Genomic DNA, 25962 nt, shown 5'->3' on the forward strand with positions numbered 1-25962 from the left:
GCAAAATGTGACAAATTTTTCGTCGGTAGCCGCTTATCTACTCAAGAAGTTTTGGCTGCTAATTGCCGTATTGCTTGTACTTTTCGCGCTTGTATTGAGCGCTGCACGCTATGCTCTGCCGCATATTGAGCACAACAAACATTTGTTGGAAAATTATATAAATGAGCAATATGGTGTAAATCTATCCATAAAAAGTGTGCATGCAGTTTGGCAGCGCAGCGGCCCCAGCATTGTGCTCAATTCTGTGTCGTTGGCTAAAAGCGATGCATCTCCTGTGGCGTTGGACATTAGACAAATCTACGTTGAGCTAGATTTTTGGGAATCGCTACGCCATCAGCTTATTTCATCCAACCGTTTTGAACTGCGAGGCTTAAAACTCGATATTGATGCAGATCGCCTTTCCGGTGACGGCAAAAATAACTTTCCCGTGGTGAAGGCTCTTGAGCGACTTTTCCTAGAGCAACTGCAAAGCTTCTCGCTAGAAGACGGTGTGGTTTCCGTGACCCACCTCAACGAAACCAATTCCTTCGATATAGAGAGCTTATCCTGGAACAACCATGAAGAGAGGCACCAAGGGCTAGGACAACTGAAAGTTGCAGATTTAGCTGCTAACTCTGCGTCTTTCATTATTGATATAACGGGCACGCGAGAAGAGTTTGAGGGCGTGTTCTACGCCAAAGCCGAAGAACTTGATATTTCTCCTTGGGTAAGCGACCTGATAAAAACTAAGCGCCCGTTAGCCCAAAGCCGTGCAAACTTTGAGGTATGGACGAACTTTTCTCAAAGTGAAATCACGAGTATACAAGCTGAACTAAGTGAAAGCCTTTTAGAGTGGGGAAGTGGCCGTGCAAAAACGGTAACCGGCATCAGCGGTGGTAGCTTACAGGCGTTGCCTAACAATGGAAGTAAACAAGGCGGGTGGAATGTTAGAGTTGACCAGCTTGTACTTGCTTCAAGTAATGAAACCCTAACCACAGATCTTATTGGTAGCATTAGTGCAAATGGTGATGTGCTAATAAACACCATGAAGCCCGTGCAAATTAACCCGTTTTTACTGTTATTACCCCTTTTTATGGATGATACCAGTGAAGAGGAAATACGTGGGCTAAATCCGAAAGGCGAGTTAGCCACGTTGCAAATAAAGCTGCACAATGGCCAACCGTCTTTGGCCGCTAAAGTGCTAGATGTGCAGTGGGATAAAACAGATAAGGTGCCAGGCCTTTCTTCCCTCAACGCCGATCTGTTTTGGTATAAAAATAATGGCGCCGTTTACTTAGAAAGTCAGGATAGCGTGTTAAGCGCTGATGGTGTCATCAAAAAAGACATTCATATAAACCAGTTCAAATCCCGTTTTTATATTTATCCAGAACAAGCAGGCCAAGCAGCAAAGCATTGGATAGTAAAAGGTAGCGATATGCTGCTAGATAGTGATGCTGTTAATTTGCACCCGCAGTTTAAACTGAATACAGCCACGGGGTTTATGTCGCTGTATGTCGATGTGAGCCCGCTGGCTTTAAATGAAGTAAGTAGCCTGTTTCCGGCTTCCTTAATGGGGGCTAATACCGACAAATATCTCACTCGCGCGTTTACCGGCGAAGGTCAAATCACAAATGCGCGTGTGCTGTGGCATGGCCGCACAAGTGACTTTCCCTTTGAAGACAATACCGGTGTTTTCCAGGCTTATGTTGATATCAAACAAGGGGATTTTCTTTTTGCCCCTGACTGGCCTGCACTTAATAACTTAGATTTGTCTTTGTATTTTGTGAACAATGCCTTAGTGATGGAAAGCCCAAGTGCAACTCTGGCTGATGTGAATATAAGCAATATGTCGGCTGCTATACCTAGTTTTAAGCCTGGGGCCCGCTTGGCAATCTATGCTACCGGCACAGGTTCTGGCGAGGCGCTAACGGCGCTGATGATGGACTCATCCCTTAAAAATTCGCTAGGTAAGGTATTGAACGATGATGTGCAAATTAGTGGGCCGCTGTCTGCTGACATTAAGTTAGATATACCTTTTAAAGGCCAAGATGTGGTGGCATCGGGTACCGCGCATTTATCTAACAACCCTGTCTATATCACAAAAACTAACATGCTGTTTGATAAAGCGTCGGGTGATGTGTCATTTACTAACGGAGATATAGATGCAGGGGATCTTACTGCGCAATTTCTTCAGCAGCCGGTGAATTTGTCGCTGTCTGGCAGGCAGAGCGACACCTACGACCTTCATGTAGAATTAGGTGGGCGTTGGCATGTACATCCGCTGGCTAACTATGTAAACACGGATCTCACCACGTATATCGATGGTGAAAGTGATTGGAACACTAAAGTAGACCTAACTCTTTCTAAAAGCGGCTTTGAATACTCTGCAAATCTCACGGCAGATTTAACCGCAACACAAAGTATATTACCTGCTCCCTTCGATACTTCAGCGGGTAGTAGCTTACCTTTACAGATAATCAGTACTGGCGATGGCAAAGCATCGAACGTCAAAGCCACCCTTGGCAGTAATATCCGTTTTGACGGTGTGCTTCCTCACAAAGAAATGCAGTTCTCGCGGGCGCACTTGGCCCTGGGTGAAAGCGATATTGCCAATATTGGAACAGGTTTTAGTATCAGTGCAAATTTGGCTCAAGCCGATGTGCAAGAGTGGTTTACCACAATCGATATGTTACTTTCTGGCAAAGGAAAAGATGCGGGTAACACCTATGCGCAAACTAATGTTCAACCATCTATCGATTCAAAGGCTCCTGAAGCCAAGCGCACGAATTTGTTCGGCACGCCATCACGTATATTTGCTAAAGCCGACATGCTTAATTTCGCTGGACATAGCATTAAAAAAGCAGAACTGAACGCAACTGAGCGCAACAAGGATTGGATTTTAGATCTATCTTCCCCTCAGGCCAGGGCGACCATTCGCATCAACAGTGATTTAGATGAGCAAGGCATTGAAGTAAATGCCGACTACTTGTCGTTAGCTAAACCTATTGACCCTGAAGCATCTGCGACAGCAGATAATGATAATGACGCCGTGGTAGCCACTACTAGCAATGCTGCAAGCGAGGAAGATGAGTCACCGTATAATATTGACCCCAACACGTTGCCGCCCATTTATTTTTACTGTCAGTCTTGCGGCGTGCATGGTATTGATTTAGGTGAAGTAACATTAGACGTAGCGAGAGAAGATGACGGCCTAGCCATACGCCAGCTCTTAGTGAAGTCTGATGAAAGCAACGTAACCGCAACGGGCTATTGGAAGCACGTAGGCGGCGAGGTTAAAAGCGCGTTAAACGGAACCTTGACGTCTCCAGATGTTGGGCAAATGCTAAAAGAGTATGGCGTTGAATCGGGTATTAAAGATTCCAGTGCAAACGTGCAGTTCGACATTAACTGGCCAAATGCGCCAATGGACTTTGGGTTTGAACAGCTTAATGGCAATGTAGAGTGGTCACTGTCTGATGGTTATCTTACGGAGTTGAGTGACAAGGGGTCGCGAATATTTACCTTGTTCAGTTTAAATTCGTTAGTACGAAAGCTAAGCCTAGATTTTCGTGACGTTTTTGCCAAGGGCTTTTTCTATGACGACATGGGCGGCACCTTAAGCATTGTTAACGGCAAAGCATATACTGACGATACAGAAATTGACGGCGGCGCAGGGGAAATAGAAATTACCGGCTTCACCGACTTGAATACGGGTGGGTTAAATTACAACGTGTCGTTCGCGCCTAATGTAACCGGGAACCTTCCGTTTCTTGTGTATTTCTTAGCAACGCCGCCTACCGCATTAGCTGCCCTTGCCATTGACCAAGTGTTGACCTCTGCGAAAGTCATTTCAAATGTGAACTATCGCGTAACGGGTACCATAAAAGAACCTAAGTTCGATGAAGTTGAACGTAACAGTAAAGACATTAGCTTACCTGCCCAAAATGCGCCTGTTCCAGCGAATCCACAAGACAGGCCATTAACGGATGATGACGTACGCAGGCTGAAAATGGAGGTGATCGATGGTTAATTTAGTAGCACTACAAATGACTTCTACGCCAAATGTAGAAGAGAATCTCGATACAGTTGCAAGCGAAATGGCGGCGGCCAATATAGAAAAGGACAGTTTAGTGGTGTTGCCAGAGTGCTTCGCTTGCTTTGGCGGAAAAGATAAGGGTCAACTTGAAGTCGCTGAAGTTAAAGGTGATGGTGCAATACAGCGTCGTTTATCCTCACTTGCTAAGCAGCACCAATGCTACATAGTGTCAGGAACGTTTCCGGTTAAAACCGAAAACCCCGCTAAGTTTTCTGCTGCATGCATGTTATTTGGTCCAAGTGGCGAGCTTTTGGCTGACTATCGTAAAATTCATATGTTCGACGTATCGGTAAACGATAACACAGGCAGCTACAAAGAGTCGGCTACCACGGAAGCAGGAAGCGAAGTCGTCACTGTTCAAACGCCAATAGGCAACATTGGGCTTGCGGTGTGCTATGATGTACGTTTTCCAGGGTTATTTACTGCAATGGGCGATATCGATATTTTGGTGTTGCCTGCGGCCTTTACCCAGCGTACTGGAGAGGCCCATTGGCATGCGTTGTTGCAAGCCAGAGCCATTGAAAAACAGTGCTTCGTGGTAGCGCCAAATCAAAGTGGCGTTCATGCTAACGGCCGCGAAACCTATGGGCATAGTATTATCCTATCGCCTTGGGGCGAAACCCTAGCCGAACAAGCCTCAAAAACAGGGCTGGTATCGGCAAACATAGATATTGCAGCAAGAGAAACCATTAAACAGAATATGCCGGTTGCCGAACATAACCGATTCAGGAGTCACTTTGTCTAAATCTGTTGAGCGTCATTTATTATCTGACTCAGGCCTAGATATTACAAAGCTAGAGAGCGCGCTAGCGACCATTCATCGCCACGACACCGACTATGCCGATTTGTATTTTCAGTCGAGCCAACACGAAAGTTGGGTTTTGGAAGACGGTATTATCAAAGAAGGCAGCTATAACATTGAGCGCGGCGTAGGCGTACGTGCTATTAGCGGTGAAAAAACGGGTTTCGCTTATTCTGATGAAATAAGTGAAGAAGCGTTAACTAAAGCGTGCAAAGCGGCCCGCGGTATTGCGCCAAGCGGCGGAACCCAACAAGTTGCTGGCTTGGGTCACAAGAGCGTTGAAGCGCGCTACGCCGAAAATAATCCTATTCTTGCGATGCAAGATGCCGAGAAAATTTCATTGCTTAAAGCGGTAGATGCTTATATCCGTAAGCAAGAGCCGTCTGCCAATCAGGTGGTAGTAAGTTTAAGCGGCGTGTATGAAGAAATTTTAGTTGCTGGTAGCGACGGTACGTTGGCCACAGATATTCGTCCGCTTGTGCGCTTAAACTGCTCAGTATTGCTAGAACAAGGTGATAGACGCGAGCGCGGCTCAGCGGGAGCTGGTGGGCGATATGCTTACTCATTCTTTAAGCAAGATGAAGATGGCAAACCCTATTACGAGCAATTAGCCGATGATGCACTTCATATGGCGCGGGTTAACATGCAGGCAGTGGCCTCACCAGCAGGCGCTATGCCTGTGGTATTAGGTAACGGTTGGCCTGGTGTATTGCTTCACGAAGCTGTGGGTCACGGTCTTGAAGGTGATTTTAACCGTAAAGGTGCATCAACTTTCAGCGGTCGCATTGGCGAGCGCGTAGCTGCCAAAGGTGTAACCGTTGTTGATGACGGTACATTAAGCGACCGTCGCGGTTCGTTATCAGTGGATGACGAAGGCACCCCAACGGCGCATAACGTGCTAATTGAAGACGGTATTTTAAAGGGCTACATGCAGGATAAACACAATGCCAAGCTAATGGGCGTTGCACCTACCGGAAATGGCCGTCGAGAATCTTACGCTCACTTGCCTATGCCTCGTATGACCAATACTTACATGCTGGAAGGTCAGCACGATCCGAAAGAAATTATCGCCTCTATCGACAAAGGGATTTACGCGCCGAACTTCGCTGGCGGTCAGGTAGATATTACCTCTGGTAAATTCGTGTTCTCTAGCGCTGAAGCTTACCTTATCGAAAACGGTAAAATTACTGCACCAGTTAAAGGGGCAACCTTAATTGGTAACGGCCCTGAGGTTATGCAAAAAATCTCAATGATTGGCAACGACACTGCGCTAGATAAAGGCGTGGGTGTATGCGGTAAAGACGGCCAAAGCGTACCGGTGGGCGTAGGTCAGCCTACACTTAAAATTGACGAGCTAACAGTGGGCGGTACGGCATAATAACTTCGCCATGTCAGTGGCTTACACAAGCGTAAGCCACTACAGTTTTTCGGTCTAGATAAAAGGAATTATCGGTGATTATCCGCCTATTAAAATGGCTTAGTTTCTCAGCACTGCTACTAGTGCTCTCTGCTGTTGGATATGCTCTCTTTATTCAGCTTTCCTTCGATAGCACAAAACCTATTGTAAACTATGGCAGTGTAAACACAGAGCTTTTCACAGATGAGTCACAAAACCGCCCGCTGCTTGTTTATTTTGGTGGCAGCGAAGGTGGAAATAGTATGTCGAGGGCTTCTTATTCATCTGAAAGAAATAAATATTTAGATGCGGGGTATGCCGTTCTCGCGATAGGGTATTTCAAGATGCTAGGCTTACCTGAAGAACTTGATCGTATATCACTAGATGCAATTTACGAAAAAGTAGTAGAGGCCCAGCAATTGCCCTTTATTAACTCTCAGTGTGTTGCAGTGATGGGAGGCTCTAAGGGAGCAGAGTTGGCTTTGCTACTAGCGTCACTATATCCCGACATCGACGGTGCTGTCGCGTTCGCAGGTAGCCATGTTTCTTTTGCAAGCCCCTCTTTTAGGACTGGAGCATCTACCGCTTCATTTCAATACAATGGTCGTGACATCCCCTTTGTTCAAATACCAAATAGCGCTATCCCTAGCATGCTTACCGGAGATTTTCGCGAAGCATATAAAGTCGCGCTTGAAGAGGGGAAGAGGGACATAGTTAATGCAGTAATTCGCGTCGAGGATATAAAGGGCCCAGTATTACTAGTTTCTGGTGAAAATGATCATGTTTGGCCATCTGCAGAAATGTCAGAGAAAGTCATTAAGCGACTTGTGGAAAACAAATTTGCTTATCCGTACGAGCATATTATGGCACCGGATGGTGACCATTTTGTGCCTCAAAACGAATACCACGGTCACGCTATTGCTTTTTTAAACAAACATTTTAAAGCTAGCTGCCAACAAAAAGATGGCAATTAAAGTGTAAAAGGCAACTTTAATCAGGAATAAGTAGATAGCTGTTAATACTTCCTGCTTGTCGTTTGCAATGTTTACGAAAAGCAGGCTTCCCATGCTGAGAAGCCGCATTAATTTAGTGTGGAAGCACTTTTGTTAATCTTCGTGAATAACGTCTTTCAAATACTGAAACAACTCTCGGAACGCTTTGGGTGGCGCATTCTTTTCGCGCTCTTTCTTAATTTGGCGGTGGAATTGACGCAGCTTCTGGCGATCAAGTTCAGGGTGCGCTTCAATCAACTTCTGAATAGCTGGGTCGCCCTGTTCAATTACCGCTTCTCTGGCTTTCTCTAGCGCATGAAAAGCCGCGTTTGCTGCTTGGTGTTGATGCGTTAGTTTTGCTAGCGCTTCTTCTATATCGGTAGTATCGCGATTACGCAGAGCTTTACCAATAAACTGAAGCTGTCGTCGATAACCATCTTTTTTCTTGTTAACTTTACGGGCAATAGCAACGGCATCGGCCAACTCTTCATCCATAGGAATAGTGGCAATGTGTGCATCGGTTAAGTTAACCAAGGTTTCGCCTAGCTTATGAAGCTCTTTTGCTTGACGCTTCAGCTCAGTTTTACTGACAAACTCTTCCTCTTCGAACTCATCTGCTTGCGCATCTTCGAAGTAAGGATCTTCAGGAGAATTGTATTTCTGATCACTCATTTCAAACTCATTAGTGTTACACTTTAGCTAAATTGTAACTATCACAGTCGAATTAAGACAGCGAAACTTACTATGCAAATTGAGCAGCAGTTAGCCGACATTCAAAATGTCGTAGATGATGTACTAAAATTAGCCGTTTCAAAAGGCGCAACGCAAGCTGAAGCCAGCATGTCGAAAGTGCAGGGCATCGCCGTATCTTCACGTATGCAAGAAGTTGAAAACGTTGAATTTACCAACGACGGTGGCTTAGGTATAAGCGTATACGTAGGCAAGCGAAAAGGCAGTGCTTCTACTGCTGATTTAAGCAAAGCAGCGTTAACATTAGCGGTAGAAAAAGCCGTAGATATTGCACGTTACACCAGTGAAGATCCTTGTACTGGTTTGGCCGATGCTGACCTTATTGCTACTGAATTCCCAGATTTAGACCTGTATCACCCCGAAGAATTAGATACTGAAAAGGCCATTAAAACTACCATTGAGGCTGAAAAAGCAGCAATGAATTACGACTCGCGCATTACCAATTCAGATGGCGCGTCGTATAACGCAAATTTAGGTATGCGCGTTTATGGCAACACCCATGGTATAAACGCAGGCTACCCTAGTAGCCGCTATTCTTTAAGCTGTATGGTTATTGGCGCACAAGATGACGACATGCAGCGCGATTATGCCTACACGGTAAGCCGCAAGGCCGATTTGTTGCAATCAGCAAGTGCTGTAGGCATTGACGCTGCAAAAGCAACTGTAGACCGCTTAGGCGCCCGTAAGATTAATACGGCGAACGTACCTGTACTCTTACACCGCGACATCGCATCTAGCTTGTTTGGTCACTATGTCGGTGCTATCAGCGGTGGCAGCCTTTATCGTCGTTCTAGTTTCTTACTTGATAGCCTTGGCAAACAGGTTTTCCCAGAATGGCTTAACGTTGAAGAACGCCCGTTTATTAAAGGCGGCTTAGCAAGCTCTAGCTTCGACAACGAGGGTGTAGCCTGTGCAGATATGACAATAGTCGATGGCGGTAAATTAGCTACATATCTTTATACGACGTACTCTTCGCGTAAGCTGAATACTCGGTCTAACGGTCATGCTGGTGGTATTCACAATTGGCTAGTAGGCGATACAGGTCATAGCGACGCTGAGCTTCTAAAAGAAATGGGCACAGGGCTATTTGTGACCGAACTTATGGGGCAGGGCGTTAATGGTGTAACCGGTGATTACTCGCGCGGTGCTGCAGGCTACTGGGTTGAGAATGGCATTATTCAATACCCAGTCCATGAAGTAACCATTGCTGGTAACCTAAAAGATATGTTCAAAGGCATTGTGGCTATTGGTGCTGAAAAAGATGTTCGCGGCAGTGTACAAACTGGCTCTGTGCTTATCGACCAAATGAAGATAGCGGGCAGCTAGCTCGCGTTTTCTCGAAACGCTGAAGGAGAGAGACCTGTCGATTTCTTAAAGCGTTTTGAGAAAGTAAATACATTTGTGTAGCCTACATAGCTTGCAATGTAGGAAATGGGCCACTGCGTGCTTAACAATAAGCTTTTGGCCCGTGCCATCCGCAAATGAATAACGTGCTGTTTTGGGCTTCGCCCAAACAATTGTAAGCACAACCTATGAAGGTGGGGGGCAGAGTAATGGGCCTTTTCACTTAAGCTTTTCATATCCCAGTCAAACTGTAGCTGTTTATCAACTACTGAAAACAGCGCATGTACCCGGCTTATTTGGCGCCGTTCCTTTTCGTCACTGGCATGCTTTTTACCTAATGGAGCATCTGCTATGCGGCACAGGTAACGAGAAACAAACTGCATGGCAGCGCGACGGCTATCAAGGTCGCGTTCCAAGTACACAAGTTCCATGGCGTGATGCAGTCCTTCTAGCATGGCGTTATCTACAACCAGGGCATCACTTTTTCTAAATGACTTCCAGCGCTCGGTATTAGCTAAATTTACCCAAATTATGTCCCACTGCTCGCTGATAATGGAAACTTCAAAGCTTTGTCCAGCAGGTAAAATAATAAGCTGCCCTTCATTTAGCTGTAGTTCGCCTGATGGAACGCGAAACTTTCCTTGCCCCTTTATGCTATAGAACAAGGTATGGTTAGGCGGAGAAACACGCCCCACTGTATAGTTCCCTGATAAGTTAGAGCATCCTGCCAGTTCAATGTCTAGGCTGCTGATTTCTGGCGCGTTACTACTATCAATAAAGCGTTCGAAGCAGTTGGGGCCAATATCTACAATGTCTCTGAAGATAGGTTGCATAAATGTAAAATGATAGTTTTGGATAAATAGATGTAAGTTTAGAGCATAAAGGATCTGTAGAAAGTTAGCTATATTTCGCTTAACGAAAAAGTAAAGGATATGACATGCTTAATGTTTCCCAAGTAGTCGCTCAAAAAGACTGGCAAAACCCAGTTGTGTTTCAAAGAAACCGCATCAGTGCCCACAGTCCACATTACGGATACAAAACGCTAGAAGATGCACTGCACAGTACCAATGCGCAAAAGCGCAGTTTAAATGGCCAATGGGATTTTCGTTTGTTTGATGCCCCAGAAAGCGTACCTGAAAGCCTACTTACTAAAACGTTGAGTAATGATGAATCTGAAAATTGGCAGCCTATTACCGTGCCGTCCAACTGGCAGCTACAGGGCTACGACAAACCTATTTATTGCAACGTTAAATATCCGTTTGCAGTAAATCCGCCTGTAGTACCTAGCGATAACCCAACGGGTTGCTATCGCACTACGTTCAACGTTACCAATGATGAACTAAAGCAGCGTAACCACATTGTGTTTGAAGGCGTAAATAGCGCCTTTCACCTTTGGTGTAACGGCGAGTATGTAGGTTATTCTCAAGATAGTCGCTTGCCTGCTGAATTCGATTTATCCCGCCTCTTAGTAGAGGGTGAAAACCGCTTGGCTGTTATGGTGATCAGATGGTCTGACGGTAGCTATTTAGAAGACCAAGATATGTGGTGGCTCAGCGGCATCTTTCGCGACGTTAATTTAGTCACTAAACCTCAACATCACATTCAGGACGTGTTCGTTACGCCAAGCCTTGACGCTTGCTACCGCGACGCTACGGTTTCAGTTCGTACTGCTATCAATGCGCCATCTGCCTTTAAAGTAGGTATCCAGCTTTTTGATGGCGATAGCGCTGTTACCGAGCAAGTTATTACCGGTACCAACAATAAGCGTATTGATGAAAAGGGCGGTTGGGATGATGTGGTTTTCCAAACATTAGATGTGAAAGAGCCCAAACACTGGACCGCGGAAACACCAAACTTGTACCGTATTGTTGTTTCCCTTATTGATGAGAGTGGTAACACGGTGGACTTTGAAGCCTACAATGTTGGCTTTCGAAATATTGAAATGAGAAATGGCCAGCTATTGGTTAACGGCAAAGCTGTGCTTATTCGCGGCGTTAACCGACATGAGCACCATCAGCTTAAAGGCCATGCCATCAATGAAGATGACATGCTTGAAGACATCAAGCTTTTAAAACAGAACAACTTCAACGCCGTGCGTACTGCACATTACCCAAATCACCCTCGCTGGTATGAGCTTTGCGATGAATATGGGCTCTATGTGGTAGATGAAGCGAATATCGAAACCCACGGTATGTTCCCAATGGGAAGACTTTCTCGCGACCCACTTTGGGCCGGTGCATACATGGCCCGCTTCACCCAAATGGTCGAGCGAGACAAAAACCACCCTTGTATTATCATCTGGTCGTTAGGTAACGAGTGTGGTCATGGGCCTACCCACGACGCCATGTATGGCTGGGCCAAGTCATTTGACTCATCACGACCTGTGCAATATGAAGGTGGTGGTGCTGATACTACGGCGACCGACATTATTGCGCCCATGTACGCAAGAGTTGATACTGACGTTAAGGACGATGCTGTACCTAAATGGGCCATTAAAAAGTGGTTGTCGATGCCGGGTGAAAACCGCCCCGTTATTTTATGTGAGTACGCCCATGCTATGGGTAACAGCTTGGGCAGCTTTGATGAATATTGGAAAGCATTTAAAGAGTATCCGCGTCTTCAAGGCGGTTTTATCTGGGACTGGGTTGACCAAGGGTTAACTAAGTACACTGACAGTGGTGAAGCTTACTGGGCTTACGGTGGCGACTTTGGTGATATCGATAACGATCGTCAGTTCTGTATTAATGGATTGCTGTTCCCAGACAGAACGCCACATCCCCACTTGTTTGAAGCAAAATATTGTCAGCAGCACTTAAGCTTTTCGCTGGTTGAAAAAGACAACAAGTTTGAGCTTACAGTAAGTAGTGATTACCTGTTTAGACGCACAGACAATGAGCTGTTGCGTTGGCAAGTACTAGAAAACGGAAAACCGATTTCTGATGCAAAGGGCGAGCTCGAAATCAATATAGGTCCGCAACAAGCACAAATGCTGACCCTAACCCCTGAAATTACGTTTAAAGCAGGGGCTGAGTATCATTTAAATATTGATGTTGTAACAGCGAATTACTGTGCGTGGGCGGGTGCAGGGCATGTTATGGACACCGCGCAGTTAGCACTAACCAATATGTGCGGTATGGTCCCATTTTCTTTCAATGAGCAAGACGACAAAAGTGAACTAGTTATTGAGGCCCAAGATGGGATGCTACTGGTAAATGTCCAAAACAACGTATTTAGCTTCAACAGTGAAAGTGGGCTGTTAACGTCATGGCTGCAGGGAAATAATGAAACTCTAAGTGCGCCGTTAGAGGATAATTTCTTTCGAGCGCCGCTGGATAACGATATTGGGGTAAGTGAAGTCGATAACCCCGATCCGAACGCCTGGGAGTCCCGCTGGCGTCGTGCGGGTATAGGCGAATGGTCACGCACTTGTACGGGTATAAACGTCGAACAGGGCGCGCAAGACGTACGCATAACGTCGTTATTCGAGTATCACTATGGTCAAAAGCTAATGGCTTCAACTAAGTGGGTTTATACCCTAGATGTACAAGCCAAGCTTTCAGTAGATGTAGAGGTGTTGTTAGACGATGGTTTACCGCCAATGCCGCGAATTGGTATGCAAACGGCAGTGCCTGTAGCCGAAGAGCGTACGTCGGTTACTTGGCAGGGGCTCGGGCCGTTTGAAAACTACCCAGACAGAAAAGCAGCGGCGCGCTATGGCCACTACACCTTACCTATTAATGCTATGCAAACGCGCTATGTGTTCCCAACGGATAATGGCTTGCGTAGTCACTGTAAAAAGCTGGCCATCGGTGAATTAACTGCCAGCGGGCAGTTCCACTTCAGCGTAAGTGAATATGGGCAAGTACAGTTGGATAAGGCAAAACATACCTGTGATTTAGTCCCTCAAGATTGTGTGTTTGTCTATATTGACCATGCTCACATGGGCGTGGGCGGCGATGACTCGTGGAGCCCAAGTACACACAAAGCCTTCTTATTGGAAGAAAAGCGCTATCGCTACTCGGTTTACTTTAGCGCTACTGCTAGCTAGTCAGATACCATTACGCACAAAAAAGCCGCTACATGGTAGCGGCTTTTTTATTAACTCAATATTCGTTCAGGCAGCGGTTTAGCCGTCAACCTGACCGCAGAAACGGTAACCTTCACCGTGGATAGTTACAATCAATTCTTCATCTGTTGGATCTGACTCGAAGTGCTTACGAATACGACGAATAGTAACGTCAACCGTACGGTCATTTGGACGAAGCTCGCGACCTGTCATTTCCATAATTAGCTGTTCACGGGTAAGGATCTTACCTGGGTTGCTTAGGAAAAGGTGAAGCGCACGGAATTCACTACGAGGTAGACGGAATTCTTTACCGTTAGGAGAAATCAATGAACGGCTGTCACCGTCAAGAGTCCAACCGTTAAAGCTTACACGGCTTGGTAAATCGTCATCTTCTGAAGAGTTTGTTGTACGAGACAGTAAGTTGCGCGCGCGGATAGTTAATTCACGAGGGTTGAATGGCTTAGTCAGATAGTCGTCTGCGCCAATTTCAAGACCTAGAATGCGGTCAACGTCGTTGTCACGGCCTGTTAGGAAGATAAGGCCAACGTTTTTACGATCACGTACTTCACGCGCTAAAATCAGGCCGTTTTTGCCTGGTAGGTTGATATCCATGATAACCAAATTGATAGCGTGATTCTCGAAGAAATCATGCATTTGATCACCATTCTCGGCTTCAAATACATTATACCCTTCCGCTTCAAATAAACTCTTAAGCGTGGTACGGGTTACCACCTCATCTTCAACAATTAACACATTTGGCGTCTGCATGGTGTTTTACACTCTTTCTAAAATACGATTTAAGCAACTAACTGGTTAAATTTTAATATTCATATACTTGATTGCAAGTAACTTGTGAATATTCTTACTGTTAAGGTATTGGGATTAGCCAATAAAAATCAAGAAAAGTTCATACTTTATACAACTATTCTCATGTTTTCGCATTAACAACAGGGAAGATAATGACAAATTCTACCCCGTTGCCCTCCTCGCTGGTAATCGATATTGAACCATTAAGGGCCTGCGTAACTAAGTTGTATACTAAGTGCATTCCCAATCCTGAACCGCCTTGCCCACGTTTAGTAGTAACAAAGGGGTCAAAAATCCGCTTGCGGATTTCCGGAGAAATGCCTTTTCCGTTATCGGTATAAACAAGCTTGAGCTTATCACTGCTAACCAACTCGGCACTAATATCAATGGTGCCTTTATCCATAGATTCAAACCCATGGATAACCGAATTCATTATTAAATTAATCAAAATTTGATTTATTGGGCCAGCCTTCGTTTCAACGCTAAGGGTAGGGTCGCAATTTACGTTGATGTTGTGTTTTAATTTTTTGAGTCGAGGCTGCAATGACAACAGTATCTCATTAACTAGCTGTACAACGCAAAAACTTCTACTAGATTCTGAGGTTTGATCTACGGCAACCTGCTTAAAACTACTGATAAGCTCTGCAGCTCTGTTCAAATTACGGTAAATAATATTGAGGTTTTCGTTACTTTCTTCCAAGAAGCGCTTCATTGCGCTGGCTTTTAGCGTTTTATTCTCAAAGTCTTTTTGAATAACAGCCAACCTGTCTAACATCATGGTTGATGCAGTTACGCCTAAACCTATTGGTGTATTAACTTCATGTGCGACACCGGCAACCATATCACCGAGGGACGCCATTTTTTCATTCTGCACGATTTGCCGCTGAAACTGGTGCAGCTTTTCTAATGTTTGAATAAGCTCTTGGTTCGCGTCTTTTAGTGCTGTTGTTCGATGGCTGACCATATCTTCAAGACTGGCATTAAGTTTTCTGTGCTGCTCCTCTGCCTGTCTTTGTTTTTGCATGTATTCTTGCATGCGCAGCAGCAATACGTTCACCGCATCAGCTAAAATGTCGAGCTCTTTAATGCTAGAGCCCTTAGCGCGAGCTGAATAGTCACGCTGTCGGGACGTGCGTTGTAAAAAATTGGCGATACTTTTCACCGGACCAGTTACAAAGCGCTGCATTCTTAGTGCAGAGTAAAGGCTTATGGCTAATAGCACTAAAGCTACTGCTAAATTTAGCCAAATTGACTTCCCTACCAGTTGGTTAAAGTTGTCTGAGGAAACCCTTAAATATACCCAACCTAACTGGATGTTGGTCTCTGGGTCGAACACTTTTGCACTCAGTTCAAGGTAATGCCCGTTATCAGCCAGTATTGGATTCATAACCATGGAAGCTAACTGGTTTTCCTTGCCACCTAATAAAAGCTGCCCCTCTTTATTGTACGAAGCAAAAATTTCTGGCTGCGATGTGCCATTTTGGGCTTTGTACACGTGAGCATTGAGTACATGCTCTGCAGCTGTAAGGTTGCTTAACGCAACTTCTATACGTTCAGGGGTTTCATCATATAGATAGGTAGATGAGCTTCTAGCGACCAACTTAGCCAGCATCATTGCGTTAGATTCAAGCTCATGGCGATAGGTTTTTATTTGGGTATAAACAGCAAGGCCCGACAACACTGCAATTGAGAAGGTAATAATAGACATTACCACCCAAAGAAAGAGGCTTTTTATAGAAAGCTTTACTGCCTTATCCGTCATACCTGCCTTGTGTACTGTCCGTTCACATCATCCGTTTTTTAATAGTGGCGCAAAAGTAGACAAAAAGAAAGGCGCTTATAAACAATAATTAATGTAGAAGGTTACAGAACTATAACCTATTTTAGCTACGGTTTTTTTTACGCTTATATCGCCGCTGCTTATAGTGAAGTCAGTGCTCCAATAAGGGGGGAAACGATAAAAGCTCAACAACAATAGCGACTAATTAGTCGCCGATAAATACAGCTGCTGATAATGTTTGGCAGACGTTTCCCACGTAAAGCGAGTTCTCATCCCCCGTTGCTGCATTGCCCTGAACTTGCCCTTATCCTCATAGAAAGCCAGCAGAGCACGTCGAATACAAGCTAACAAAGCATGCGGCGTAGGTTCATCAAACACAAAACCTGTACCTTCACTATCGTTGCTATAGTCAATGACCGTGTCTTTAAGCCCTCCTACTGAGCGCACAATAGGGATAGTGCCGTAAGCCAAGCTGTACATTTGATTTAATCCGCATGGTTCAAATTGTGAAGGCATAAGGAAAAAGTCAGCGCCAGCCTCTACTAAATGAGCGTGCTCTGAACTAAACCCGTTAATAAACGCGAACTTGTCAGACTGTTGTTGGGCAAACTCACCAAGATCCATACATACCTTTGGATCGCCAGTGCCTACAATGACCATTTGGATATTATGCTTAATCAGGTCGTCTAAAATGGGCAGTATATACCCGAAACCTTTTTGCTCTGTAAGGCGGCATACCATTCCAATAAGCGGAATGTCGCTATTCTCAGGCAGTGCTGACTTTTCCTGCAAAACCCGCTTACAGGCGGTTTTTGGATGAAGGTTATCTACACTGTAGTGCTCAGGCAGAAACGTATCTGTTTCGGGGTTCCACTGGGTGTAATCACAACCATTTAGAATACCGCTTAAATCGGCTTGACGATTTACAAGACGTTCGTGAAGTCCGTGACTACCTAAGTCGGTAAGCAGCTCCCTTGCATAGTTAGGACTTACAGTCGTCACTTTCGAGGCAAACTCAATACCGCTTTGCAGCATGTTGATGTACCCGCCGTGTACTTGCGCCAAAATGTTTGGGTGATGTCGAAGGAACGGGATGGTTTCTAGTTTGTGCACACCTTGGAAAGCGGCGTTATGAATAGTGAATATTGTTTTGGTGCTATTGAAATACCCTGATTTGTCGTGGGTAAGTAAAAACGGAAGCATAGCCGTGTGCCAATCATGGCAGTGAATAATATCCGGCTTTTTATCAATCGCTTTAAGCGTTTGAAGAACAGCGCCGCTGAATAAACTAAAGCGCTCGCCATTATCTTCATATGCTTCAAAGGCATTGGCATATAGCCCTTCACGCATAAAGTAGTCAGGCGCGTCTACAAAGTAAATTGGAATGTCATGCCATTGCATGTAGCGAATATCGAAGTGGTATACTTGCCCTTCAGTGAACAGGGTTTGTTGCTCGGCTACCGTGGGCAGGTTCAATTGCTCTGCCAGTACTTGGTAATAAGGCATTATTATCGTGATGCTTTCGCCCATACCATGTAGTGCGAGAGGGAGCGCTTTGCCAACGTCAGCAAGTCCGCCAGTTTTGACCAACTCTTCAACTTCTGAAATAGCAAATACAATATTCACAGTTAATCTCCCAGAGCGTACATGTAGTGCACTCGTAATGCTTAAGTTAAGTGTACGAAAAGCGCTGAGTGCCACTGTGAAGTATCCACAATGGCATAAGCAACAGGTAGAAAAGCTAAGTTAGCATAAGCCAATGGCTTTTTTAATTATAAAGCTGCCTGATAAACAGAAAATTGAGAAGTTTGTGCCGTGGTATAAACCGTTTGGAAGTGCTCGGCGAGCAAACCAGGGTAGGGTAAGAATCGGTTCGCCACCATTTGCATAGTGCCACCACGGCTTAAGGTTGCCTTTGCATCTGAGATAAATCGCTTCGTAATGGTGTAGTCGGTTTTAATGCCAGTGTGAAACGGTGGGTTTGTGACAATATGCTGAACTTTATGGGAAAGCCCATGCAAACCATCCGCAGCATATAAGGTTGCTGACAATCCGTTTTCAGCCAGGGTCAAAGCACTACAATATACCGCAAGCGCGCTCACATCGGTAAGATGCAGCTTTAAATGCGGGTATTTAAGCATAATGTAGCTACCAACAACGCCAGCACCACACGCGAAATCTAGTACTTCACCGCTTAGTGACGTCGAAAGCTTTTCAAGCAGAAGCTCTGTTCCCGCATCCAGTTCTTTATAACTGAAAACGCCAGGCATAGAGGCCACATCCCAAGCTGTACCTTCAACGTGGTAGGTATTCATATCAAGCCAAGCATTGGACTCAAAAGCAAGGTGAGGCTCTTCAACTAAAACGGTAATCAGGCTGCAGTGGCGCGCCGAATCAACTTTTTGCGTAGGGCCATATTGTTGCATTAACTTAGCGGCACTTTTAATACCGCCTTTGTTTTCACCAACCACATGTATTCTGCCATGTTGGCCAACCATACTTGCGGCCATTCGCAGTAACATTTGAAAATGGGTTTTTGCTTTAGGTAAGAAAATCATCACGTCAGTGTGAGATTTTTCTAAAGCCAAGAAAGGCGCAAAAATATGGGTATGATTGCCAACCTTTTGCGTCACCTCAAAGCCTGTGCGCGTAATGTCTCTGCTATCAAACGAAACAGAAGGTATGACGCGCACGCACTCGGAAAAAATATCGAAATACTGGTGAAGAACCGTTACGTTATGCGATTTGAGAGCGTCTAGGAAGTACGCGTCAGTAGGGTTAATAAATGCCCACTGGCCTTCATCGAAAAGCGCGATATTACGTTCTAACAGCTGGCTTTGAGGAGATAAAATCATTACTTAGTACGCTCGAAAATTAGATCCCACACGCCATGACCTAGCTTTTGGCCGCGAGTTTCAAACTTAGTGATTGGGCGGTAGTCCGGTCGAGGCACATAGTGACCGTCAGTTGCAGTGTTGGTGTAACCGTCGGCGTTGGTCATGACCTCTAACATATGCTCAGCGTATTGTTCCCAGTCGGTCGCCATATGAAAGCAGCCGCCAATAGCTAACTTGGTGCGAACTAACTCAACAAATTCGGGCTGAACAATACGGCGCTTATGGTGACGCTTTTTGTGCCACGGGTCTGGGAAAAACAATTGCAGGCGCGACAATGAGTCATCTGGAATCATATTCTTAAGCACTTCGACGGCGTCGTGCTCCATTACACGCAAATTTTCGACACCTTGCTCACTAGCATCGGCTAAGCATGCGCCAACTCCGGGGCGATGTACTTCAATTCCAATAAAATTTTTCTCTGGCGCGTTTGCGGCCATCTCAACTAATGACTTACCCATGCCAAAGCCGATTTCCACAACCACATCTGCGTCTCGGCCAAACAATTCTGGCAACGATAAGGGCGCGTCCACATAGTCTATGCCTTTGGTTGGCCAGTAATCTGCTAGTGCTTTTTCTTGTGCTTTGGTAAGTCTGCCTTCGCGTTTAACGAAGCTCTTTACTTTACTTACGTATACTCCAGCGGCTTCTGCTTCCGCCTGACTTTTGAATTGCCTCATTTGCAATGCCTTTCTAACCCAATTTTCTGGTGGCGCATTATCCACTTACCCACGGCTTATGCAACGCTATAGTGGTAAAAATGCTGTAATTTTATACGCTAATTTGTTTAGCAATAATAGACGCTACGGCGTTAGGCTGCTCAAGTACCAACATATGCCCCGCATCACTAACAGTGTGGAAAGCAGCTTTGGGTAACCCACTTTTAAGTTGCTTTATTGCTTCTGCTGGAGCAATTGCATCCTGCTGTGCAGTGATAAACGTCACTGGAGCATTGATCTTTGCGAGTGCTTTAACGGTACTTTCTCGTGGCGTGGTGGCTAGCGTGTGATTTAGCAATGTTGTTTTGCCTAAATCTTGTGCCATTGATTTTACAACGCCAGCCACATCTTCATCGTTCAAACGTGAAGGGTGAATAAACCGTGAAAGGTAGGCATCATTGTCGGGTTTAAAGTTTCCTTGCTTAAGCATGGTAGTCAGCTGCTTACGCTTGGCAATTTCTTCTTTTGACAAACCTTCTGGGTTGTAGCCTATCAGAGTAACAGAGGCTACATTGGCAGGATTGCGCTGTGCGACTAGTGCCGCAATAAACCCGCCCATGGAGTAACCTACAAGGTGCACTTTTTCGTCATCGAGGATACGGTCTTCGCTTAATGCCAGCATTTCTTCTTGTGACGCTGCCCATTGAAGCGGCACATATCTGTGCTGTGAAATATTCAATGAGCGCCATAGTGGTAGAAATACGCGCTCGTCGCAGAGTGTACCGGGAAAAAACAAAACAGGGTGCTGCACAGACACGTGTGCTCCTTAACATTAAACTAGCTAGTTACATGCTACCATAGCGCGCTAGTTAATGAATGGTCGCTAGACAGAAAGCATTAAGCTTTATTAGTAAAAGAATAAGCAGTAGCTATATCCATATAGATGATTATGACAGAACAAAAATATACAGGAAGCTTTGCGGAGCGAGTGCTTGCATGGTTTGGCAAGTATGGGCGAAAACATTTACCTTGGCAGCAAGAAGTAACGCCTTATAAGGTATGGGTGTCGGAAATTATGCTCCAGCAAACACAAGTTACTACGGTAATTCCTTACTTTGAACGTTTTATGGCGTCATTCCACTCTGTACATGAGTTGGCGAAAGCATCTCAAGACGATGTGCTTCATCATTGGACGGGGCTAGGCTACTACGCAAGAGCAAGAAACTTGCACAAAGCGGCAATTACGCTGGTGGATAAGTATGACGGAGAATTTCCCTACAGCCTTGAAGAAGTCATGGATTTACCCGGCATAGGTCGCTCAACGGCAGGGGCAATACTGTCGCTGTCTCGCAATATGCGCTTTCCTATTTTAGATGGCAACGTGAAGCGTGTGCTGGCGCGTTACTACGCAATAGGCGGGTGGCCGGGGCAGAAAAAAGTGGAAAACCAACTTTGGGAGGTGGCAGAGAAAAACACGCCTACCAACCCAGAAGGTGGACGTTGTGCCAAGTATACTCAGGTGATGATGGACTTGGGCGCAATGATCTGTACGCGAAGCAAACCAAAGTGTGACGAGTGCCCGCTTCAAGCCGACTGTATTGCCTATGCACAAGGTGCGCAAACCGACTACCCGGGCAAAAAACCGAAAAAAACGCTACCGGAAAAATCCACTTTTATGATGGTGGCACAGTTCAATAGCCAAGTGTATTTAGAACAGCGTCCCTCTACAGGCCTCTGGGGCGGCTTGTATGGTTTTATCGAGGTGTCTTCAATAAAAGAGGGTATTGAGCAGCTTAACAAGCGGGGGATCACTGTTGAAGAGACCCGAGAGCTTGAAGGCTTCCGCCATACCTTTAGTCATTTTCATTTAGATATCACCCCAGTAGTGGCCGTGGTAAACTCTGCTCCAACAAAGCGCGTAGCTGAAACGGCATATCGGTGGTTTTCGTTGAACGAGCCTATTGAAGTTGGTTTAGCGGCACCCACAACCAAGATAATTCAGCAGTTAATGCGTTAGGCTTGTAAAGGTAGCCTTGTATTAATTGCTAAGCAGATAGCGAACGAAAGGAAATAACATGGCAAGAACGGTATTTTGTCGCAAGCTTCAAAAAGAAGCAGACGGCTTAGATTTCCAACTTTATCCGGGTGAACTGGGTAAGCGTATTTTCGACAACATTTCTAAAGAAGCATGGGCCGAATGGCAAAAGAAACAAACCATGCTAATTAACGAACATAAGTTAAATATGATGGAGCCGAATGCCCGTTCATTTTTGGAAGAAAAAATGTCGGCATACTTGTTTGACGATGTAGAGCCTACGATTGAAGGCTATGTTCCGCCTGAAAAATAAGCAAAAAAGCGTTTTTTGAGCAAACAATGTGCAAACAGTAATAAAAGCGCAAAAAAAGCGAGAAAAACGGTTGACTTGTGAAGGCGAAAACCGTTTAATACGCACCCACAGCAGGACAGGCAGTAAACGCCTAGAACGCTAACAAGTTTCAGCCTCGATAGCTCAGTTGGTAGAGCAGCGGATTGAAAATCCGCGTGTCCCTGGTTCGATCCCGGGTCGAGGCACCATCATTTAAGCCCTTGCAGAAATGCGAGGGCTTTTTTGATCCCAAACCACTTTCCTCTATTTTGAAATTTGTGCTCGCGAAAACACATATGGCGGCTTTAGCGGTGTGCATCGTATAATGCGAGCATTGAGTGCAAAAAGTTAAAGAACAGAGCATGAACCGTCGTAAGAAAATCTTCACTAAGCTTAAGAAAAAAGATAAGAAAGCTAAGGCTAAACTTCATAAAAGCAATAAGCCAGCGTACATCTCTAAAGCTGAACGGGCAAAGCTTGCAGAACAAGAGCACGATGAATTGTCTGGGACCGAAAAAAGTACTAAACCAGTCGACAGATAATATTGCGGTCAAATATGGTGATGAATTCACTCAGCTAAAACAATGGGATCGTTTTTTCTGTCCAGCTGGGGTAAATAATTTCGAATACGTATGTCATGGCGACACACCTTTATCCATTTTGGAGTGCTACCCAGGTAACACGAAGTAGCGCACTATCGAGCCTTGCGCTTTTTGGAATTGCAAGAACAGAGAGAAAGAAAATAGCCAGCTTGTAGTTAAGCTGGCTATGTTTTGTAGGCTATTTAGTCATGCGTTACATCAAGCGCATAGAAGGTCGCTTGAACATAATCATCCCCATCGCCCGTATTGTTTTGATTGTAAACGCCTGCTTTAAAGTACATGTAGTCATCTGCAACATCGTAGCCGCTATTACTCATATCCACTTCTTCAGTTAGCGTAGGTTTACCCTCGCGTAATATTTTAACAGTAAGGGTGTTGCCCGTTACGTCAATTTCGTAGCTGAACACTTCATTTAGTGCAATGCCGTCGCTAGGTTCGCTTGCTGAGCTAGAGAGCGAACCAATCATTTCATACCATTGCTCGGCATTGCCATTACCAGGCTCATGGGCAAAGTAAATCGAGCCTTTGTCATGCCCAGGTAGTTTTCTGTAGTAAAGGCGCACAGGCTCATCTGAATCTGCATGTATCTGCCCTATGATTACACGACCTACTTGCCCGCTATCGCCCGTCGTGGTGACGTGATTAACAGCAACAGTAGCTTTCATATTACCATCAACGCCGCCAGCCGCATTTTGTGCAGAAGAGGGAGCAGAACTAAATACCCAATTGTTTTTATTAACGCCTTGCGTATCTATAGATGTGTCACCTGCCCGCAGCATTTCCCGAAGCTCAGAACGAGTATAGCTAGTGTTAGTTGATGTTTTATAACCATCTATTTCGCTTCTAAACGTCATTCCACCGTCGTTAGCCGTATAAAAGAAGCGACTGTCTTCAAAACCTGCGTTAAGTTCGTCTTCTTTAATTGAATCTGCCTTTCCATTGCCATCATCGTCGGTTTGAATGCTTAGATACCAACGAGACAAATCGAAATTAGTTGACGGTGGCGCACTTGGATCTAATGACGGATTCGAAGTTGGCGGCGTAACAGTGCCACCTTCATAGACTTCAACTTCTGTGATATTCGTCCAAGTTGAATTTGCAGTGTTAGAAAAAGTTTTAATGCGAATTTGTTGAGCGGCAATATCATCGATATCAAACACTTCAATATTAGAAGTATTTCCACTGCTCACGTCATCAAATACTTTAGTCCACGAGCCGCTTGTGCCTGGGCGTGCGTATATTTCAAACGTGTATGCCTGCGTATCGCCTCGACCCCAGGCTATGCCAACTTCTGATACCGTAGTGGTTTCGTTAAGCTGAACCGTTAAATTCACCGGCGAGCCGCTACCTGCCCAACGTGATGAAAAGTCGGTATTACCGTCAATAACATTGGTCGCAGGATAACTACCATGGCCGCTACCATCGTCAAACGCGGTATTAATTGAAACAGAGCTTCCAGCATTGTCCGTAGATGGTGAATCTGCGTCTGTTCGAGTTAGTTCCCATTGTTGGTTTACATTGTTATTACTAGAAGACCATAGATACAACGGCTGCTGACGTGCTGCGCCGTTCCCGCCGTCTATCGAATAGCCAGAGGCGTTGCGCTTCTGGAAGCGATAAATTTCTGTACCGCTGATCACCTTTATTTTTTCCCAATGCTGATCGTAATTCGATGCATCACAAGGTTCTAAAGTTATAGCTTGGCCATTAGAGCCACCGCTACCACCGTCCCAACAAAGGTTTGTATCTTGTTTTTTATATGAGTAATAGCCATCTCCATGACTAATCTGCACCCACTGCTGGTTAACATTGTTGAGATTCGTGTTCCATAAATAGGGTTGTTGTCCAACAACCGCTCCACCGTTTCCATCTATAGAAAACGCAGTGTTATTTTTTTCCATTACAAAGGTTGCTGCGTGTGCATTAGTAGCGGCTATAGCTAAAAATGCACACGGTAGGGTAAAGGCAACTTTCATTATAAAATCCTTACTTAATTATCAAAAGGTATAACCAATTTAATACCAATTTGTATAAAATTGGTTAACATAATGTAAGTGCATATTTGGAATAGATCAAAACAACAATGATATTTATTTTTATTATCACGTATAAATAAATGAAAATGTTGATTATTTTTATCTTGTCATATTTCTATTAAAATTTATTGGTATTACCAATTGAAGTCTAGTTCTATCGATTAATAGTAAGGCTTATGAGCAAAACACCACACGCAATCGTTGAAACACCGTTCCACCCAAATTGAGAATAAAGCTTCACACCGGCAGATGAGCCTACAGCGCCGCCAATGTAATAGCCCAGCATATATATACTGTTCACACGACTTTGTGCTTGTGCATCTATGGAAAACACTCTGACTTGATTGGCAACTTGGGCGCTAAACACCCCAAAATCGATAAGTACGATACTGGCGACCAGCCTCCAAAGCATGTTCTGGGTAAAAACTGAAAGGGCAAACCCTGCGATGATAACTAACACTGAATAGGAAACGCTTTGTGCTGCACCCAATTTATTTACCCATCTACCCGCTAATTTGGCACCTGCGACACCGGCTAAAGCGACTATGCCGAACATACCTGCTTGTTGGGCATTAAAATAGAAGGGACCTTCGCTTACGTGTAGTGCTAATGTAGCCCATAATGCGTTAAAAGCAGCAAACCAAATCATGCCAGTATAGGTAGCCTTTCGAAGTGTCTTATATTTCTTAAAAAGTTGTAGCAAGCTTTTTAGTAGCGACGTATACGACATAGAAAGGTTAGGCTTTTGATTGGGCAAAATGAGATACAGCATTAGGCCAACTAATCCAGCCAGAAGCGCAGACATTACGAAAACCGCGCGCCACCCGAAGTGAGTCGCTATAGTGCCGCTAATGGTACGAGAGAGCAAAATGCCTACGGTAAGCCCCGTCATAACGGTAGCAATGGCAGGCCCTTTTTTATCACCACTCATCATCGACGCCACTAAGGGAATAATCTGCTGAGTAATATTGGCACTTAAGCCAATTAACACGCACGCTACACCAAGCATCATGACATGACTTGAAACAGATGCGGCGCTCGCTCCAATAATAAGCAATACCGAGAGCACCCCAATGATTTTTCGCCTTGCTAAGACATCGCCTAAAGGTGATATGAAAATGATCGCTATGGCATATCCTATTTGCGCAAGAGCGGGAATGGTGCCAAGTGCGCTTTCTTTAACTCCTAGGCTTTCGCCTATTAGAGGCAGTATAGGCTGTGTGTAGTAAAGGTTTGCTGCAGTAGCGGCAACAGCGCATGCTAAAAGAAAAAGCTGTTTTTTTGTGAGTTCTGAAAAAGAGGGCTGCAAGACAATCTCCCGTATCCTATTGATAGAAAAATTGTACGTGCCTTCAATTTATACTAGAAATGATATTATTGTGGATGACTTATC

At 44.9% G+C, this 25962-nt stretch carries 19 protein-coding genes and 1 tRNA gene; 10 read left to right on the plus strand and 10 right to left on the minus strand.

What is annotated here, in order from left to right; all coding sequences use genetic code 11:
* Positions 1 to 7 precede the first annotated feature (7 nt).
* From PCAR9_RS01185 to PCAR9_RS01200, 4 genes are all read left to right on the plus strand, one after another.
* Positions 8 to 4009: a YhdP family protein gene (locus PCAR9_RS01185; RefSeq protein WP_179982060.1), complete on the plus strand. Its 4002-nt coding sequence runs from the start codon at positions 8 to 10 to the stop codon at positions 4007 to 4009.
* A complete protein-coding gene (locus tag PCAR9_RS01190) occupies positions 4002 to 4820 on the plus strand; it encodes a carbon-nitrogen hydrolase family protein (protein ID WP_179982061.1) in 819 nt (272 codons plus the stop codon). Before PCAR9_RS01185 ends, PCAR9_RS01190 begins: the two co-directional genes overlap by 8 nt.
* Positions 4813 to 6255: a metalloprotease TldD gene (gene tldD, locus PCAR9_RS01195; protein WP_179982062.1), complete on the plus strand. Its 1443-nt coding sequence runs from the start codon at positions 4813 to 4815 to the stop codon at positions 6253 to 6255. The genes PCAR9_RS01190 and tldD overlap by 8 nt, the downstream gene beginning before the upstream one ends.
* A gap of 74 nt (positions 6256 to 6329) precedes the next feature.
* Positions 6330 to 7247, plus strand: a complete 918-nt coding sequence (locus PCAR9_RS01200; RefSeq protein WP_179982063.1) for an acyl-CoA thioester hydrolase/BAAT C-terminal domain-containing protein — start codon at positions 6330 to 6332, stop codon at positions 7245 to 7247.
* Between the two features lie 132 nt (positions 7248 to 7379).
* Here PCAR9_RS01200 and yjgA read toward each other — a convergent pair whose 3' ends face one another.
* Positions 7380 to 7937, minus strand: coding sequence for a ribosome biogenesis factor YjgA (gene yjgA, locus PCAR9_RS01205; RefSeq protein ID WP_179982064.1), 558 nt, complete (start codon positions 7935 to 7937; stop codon positions 7380 to 7382).
* Between the two features lie 72 nt (positions 7938 to 8009).
* Here yjgA and pmbA point away from each other — a divergent pair, with 72 nt between their 5' ends.
* Positions 8010 to 9341: a metalloprotease PmbA gene (gene pmbA / locus PCAR9_RS01210; protein ID WP_179982065.1), complete on the plus strand. Its 1332-nt coding sequence runs from the start codon at positions 8010 to 8012 to the stop codon at positions 9339 to 9341.
* On the opposite strand, the gene PCAR9_RS01215 is transcribed toward pmbA, so the two are convergent.
* Entirely contained in the window at positions 9338 to 10192 is an 855-nt protein-coding gene (locus PCAR9_RS01215) for an AraC family transcriptional regulator (protein ID WP_179982066.1), read from the minus strand. The genes pmbA and PCAR9_RS01215 overlap by 4 nt on opposite strands.
* A gap of 104 nt (positions 10193 to 10296) precedes the next feature.
* Between PCAR9_RS01215 and PCAR9_RS01220 the strand changes: the two genes are divergently transcribed.
* Positions 10297 to 13407 carry a beta-galactosidase gene (locus tag PCAR9_RS01220; RefSeq protein WP_179982067.1) on the plus strand — a complete coding sequence of 1037 codons (3111 nt, stop codon included), beginning with the start codon at positions 10297 to 10299 and terminating at the stop codon, positions 13405 to 13407.
* Positions 13408 to 13485: 78 nt separating this feature from the next.
* Here PCAR9_RS01220 and arcA read toward each other — a convergent pair whose 3' ends face one another.
* From arcA to PCAR9_RS01250, 6 genes are all read right to left on the minus strand, one after another.
* Positions 13486 to 14193 (minus strand): two-component system response regulator ArcA, encoded by a 708-nt coding sequence (gene arcA, locus PCAR9_RS01225; RefSeq protein ID WP_014996957.1) that lies wholly within the window; start codon positions 14191 to 14193, stop codon positions 13486 to 13488.
* Positions 14194 to 14353: 160 nt separating this feature from the next.
* Entirely contained in the window at positions 14354 to 15994 is a 1641-nt protein-coding gene (locus tag PCAR9_RS01230) for an ATP-binding protein (protein WP_179982068.1), read from the minus strand.
* A 219-nt stretch (positions 15995 to 16213) separates the two neighbouring features.
* Positions 16214 to 17638: a glycogen synthase GlgA gene (gene glgA, locus PCAR9_RS01235; RefSeq protein WP_179982069.1), complete on the minus strand. Its 1425-nt coding sequence runs from the start codon at positions 17636 to 17638 to the stop codon at positions 16214 to 16216.
* A 146-nt stretch (positions 17639 to 17784) separates the two neighbouring features.
* Positions 17785 to 18867 (minus strand): methyltransferase, encoded by a 1083-nt coding sequence (locus PCAR9_RS01240; RefSeq protein WP_179982070.1) that lies wholly within the window; start codon positions 18865 to 18867, stop codon positions 17785 to 17787.
* The gene (trmB, locus tag PCAR9_RS01245; RefSeq protein WP_179982071.1) at positions 18867 to 19586 is read right to left on the minus strand and encodes a tRNA (guanosine(46)-N7)-methyltransferase TrmB; all 720 of its coding nucleotides are present in this window, start codon (positions 19584 to 19586) and stop codon (positions 18867 to 18869) included. Before trmB ends, PCAR9_RS01240 begins: the two co-directional genes overlap by 1 nt.
* A 91-nt stretch (positions 19587 to 19677) precedes the next feature.
* Positions 19678 to 20382, minus strand: a complete 705-nt coding sequence (locus tag PCAR9_RS01250) for an alpha/beta fold hydrolase (protein WP_179982072.1) — start codon at positions 20380 to 20382, stop codon at positions 19678 to 19680.
* Positions 20383 to 20514: 132 nt separating this feature from the next.
* On the opposite strand from PCAR9_RS01250, the gene mutY reads away from it, so the two are divergent.
* From mutY to PCAR9_RS01270, 4 genes are all read left to right on the plus strand, one after another.
* Positions 20515 to 21582: an A/G-specific adenine glycosylase gene (mutY, locus tag PCAR9_RS01255; RefSeq protein WP_179982073.1), complete on the plus strand. Its 1068-nt coding sequence runs from the start codon at positions 20515 to 20517 to the stop codon at positions 21580 to 21582.
* A gap of 58 nt (positions 21583 to 21640) precedes the next feature.
* Entirely contained in the window at positions 21641 to 21913 is a 273-nt protein-coding gene (locus tag PCAR9_RS01260) for an oxidative damage protection protein (protein WP_025256893.1), read from the plus strand.
* A gap of 151 nt (positions 21914 to 22064) precedes the next feature.
* A tRNA-Phe gene (locus PCAR9_RS01265) sits at positions 22065 to 22140 on the plus strand.
* 153 nt (positions 22141 to 22293) lie between these two features.
* Positions 22294 to 22473 carry a DUF2986 domain-containing protein gene (locus tag PCAR9_RS01270; protein WP_179982074.1) on the plus strand — a complete coding sequence of 60 codons (180 nt, stop codon included), beginning with the start codon at positions 22294 to 22296 and terminating at the stop codon, positions 22471 to 22473.
* A gap of 242 nt (positions 22474 to 22715) precedes the next feature.
* On the opposite strand, the gene PCAR9_RS01275 is transcribed toward PCAR9_RS01270, so the two are convergent.
* Together PCAR9_RS01275 and PCAR9_RS01280 are read right to left on the minus strand one after the other, a co-directional pair.
* Positions 22716 to 24509, minus strand: coding sequence for a polysaccharide lyase family 7 protein (locus tag PCAR9_RS01275; RefSeq protein WP_232091086.1), 1794 nt, complete (start codon positions 24507 to 24509; stop codon positions 22716 to 22718).
* Between the two features lie 214 nt (positions 24510 to 24723).
* The gene (locus tag PCAR9_RS01280; protein WP_232091087.1) at positions 24724 to 25878 is read right to left on the minus strand and encodes an MFS transporter; all 1155 of its coding nucleotides are present in this window, start codon (positions 25876 to 25878) and stop codon (positions 24724 to 24726) included.
* Between the last annotated feature and the right edge of the window lie 84 nt (positions 25879 to 25962).

This window comes from Alteromonas macleodii (genome assembly GCF_903772925.1).
Classification (GTDB): domain Bacteria; phylum Pseudomonadota; class Gammaproteobacteria; order Enterobacterales; family Alteromonadaceae; genus Alteromonas; species Alteromonas macleodii_A.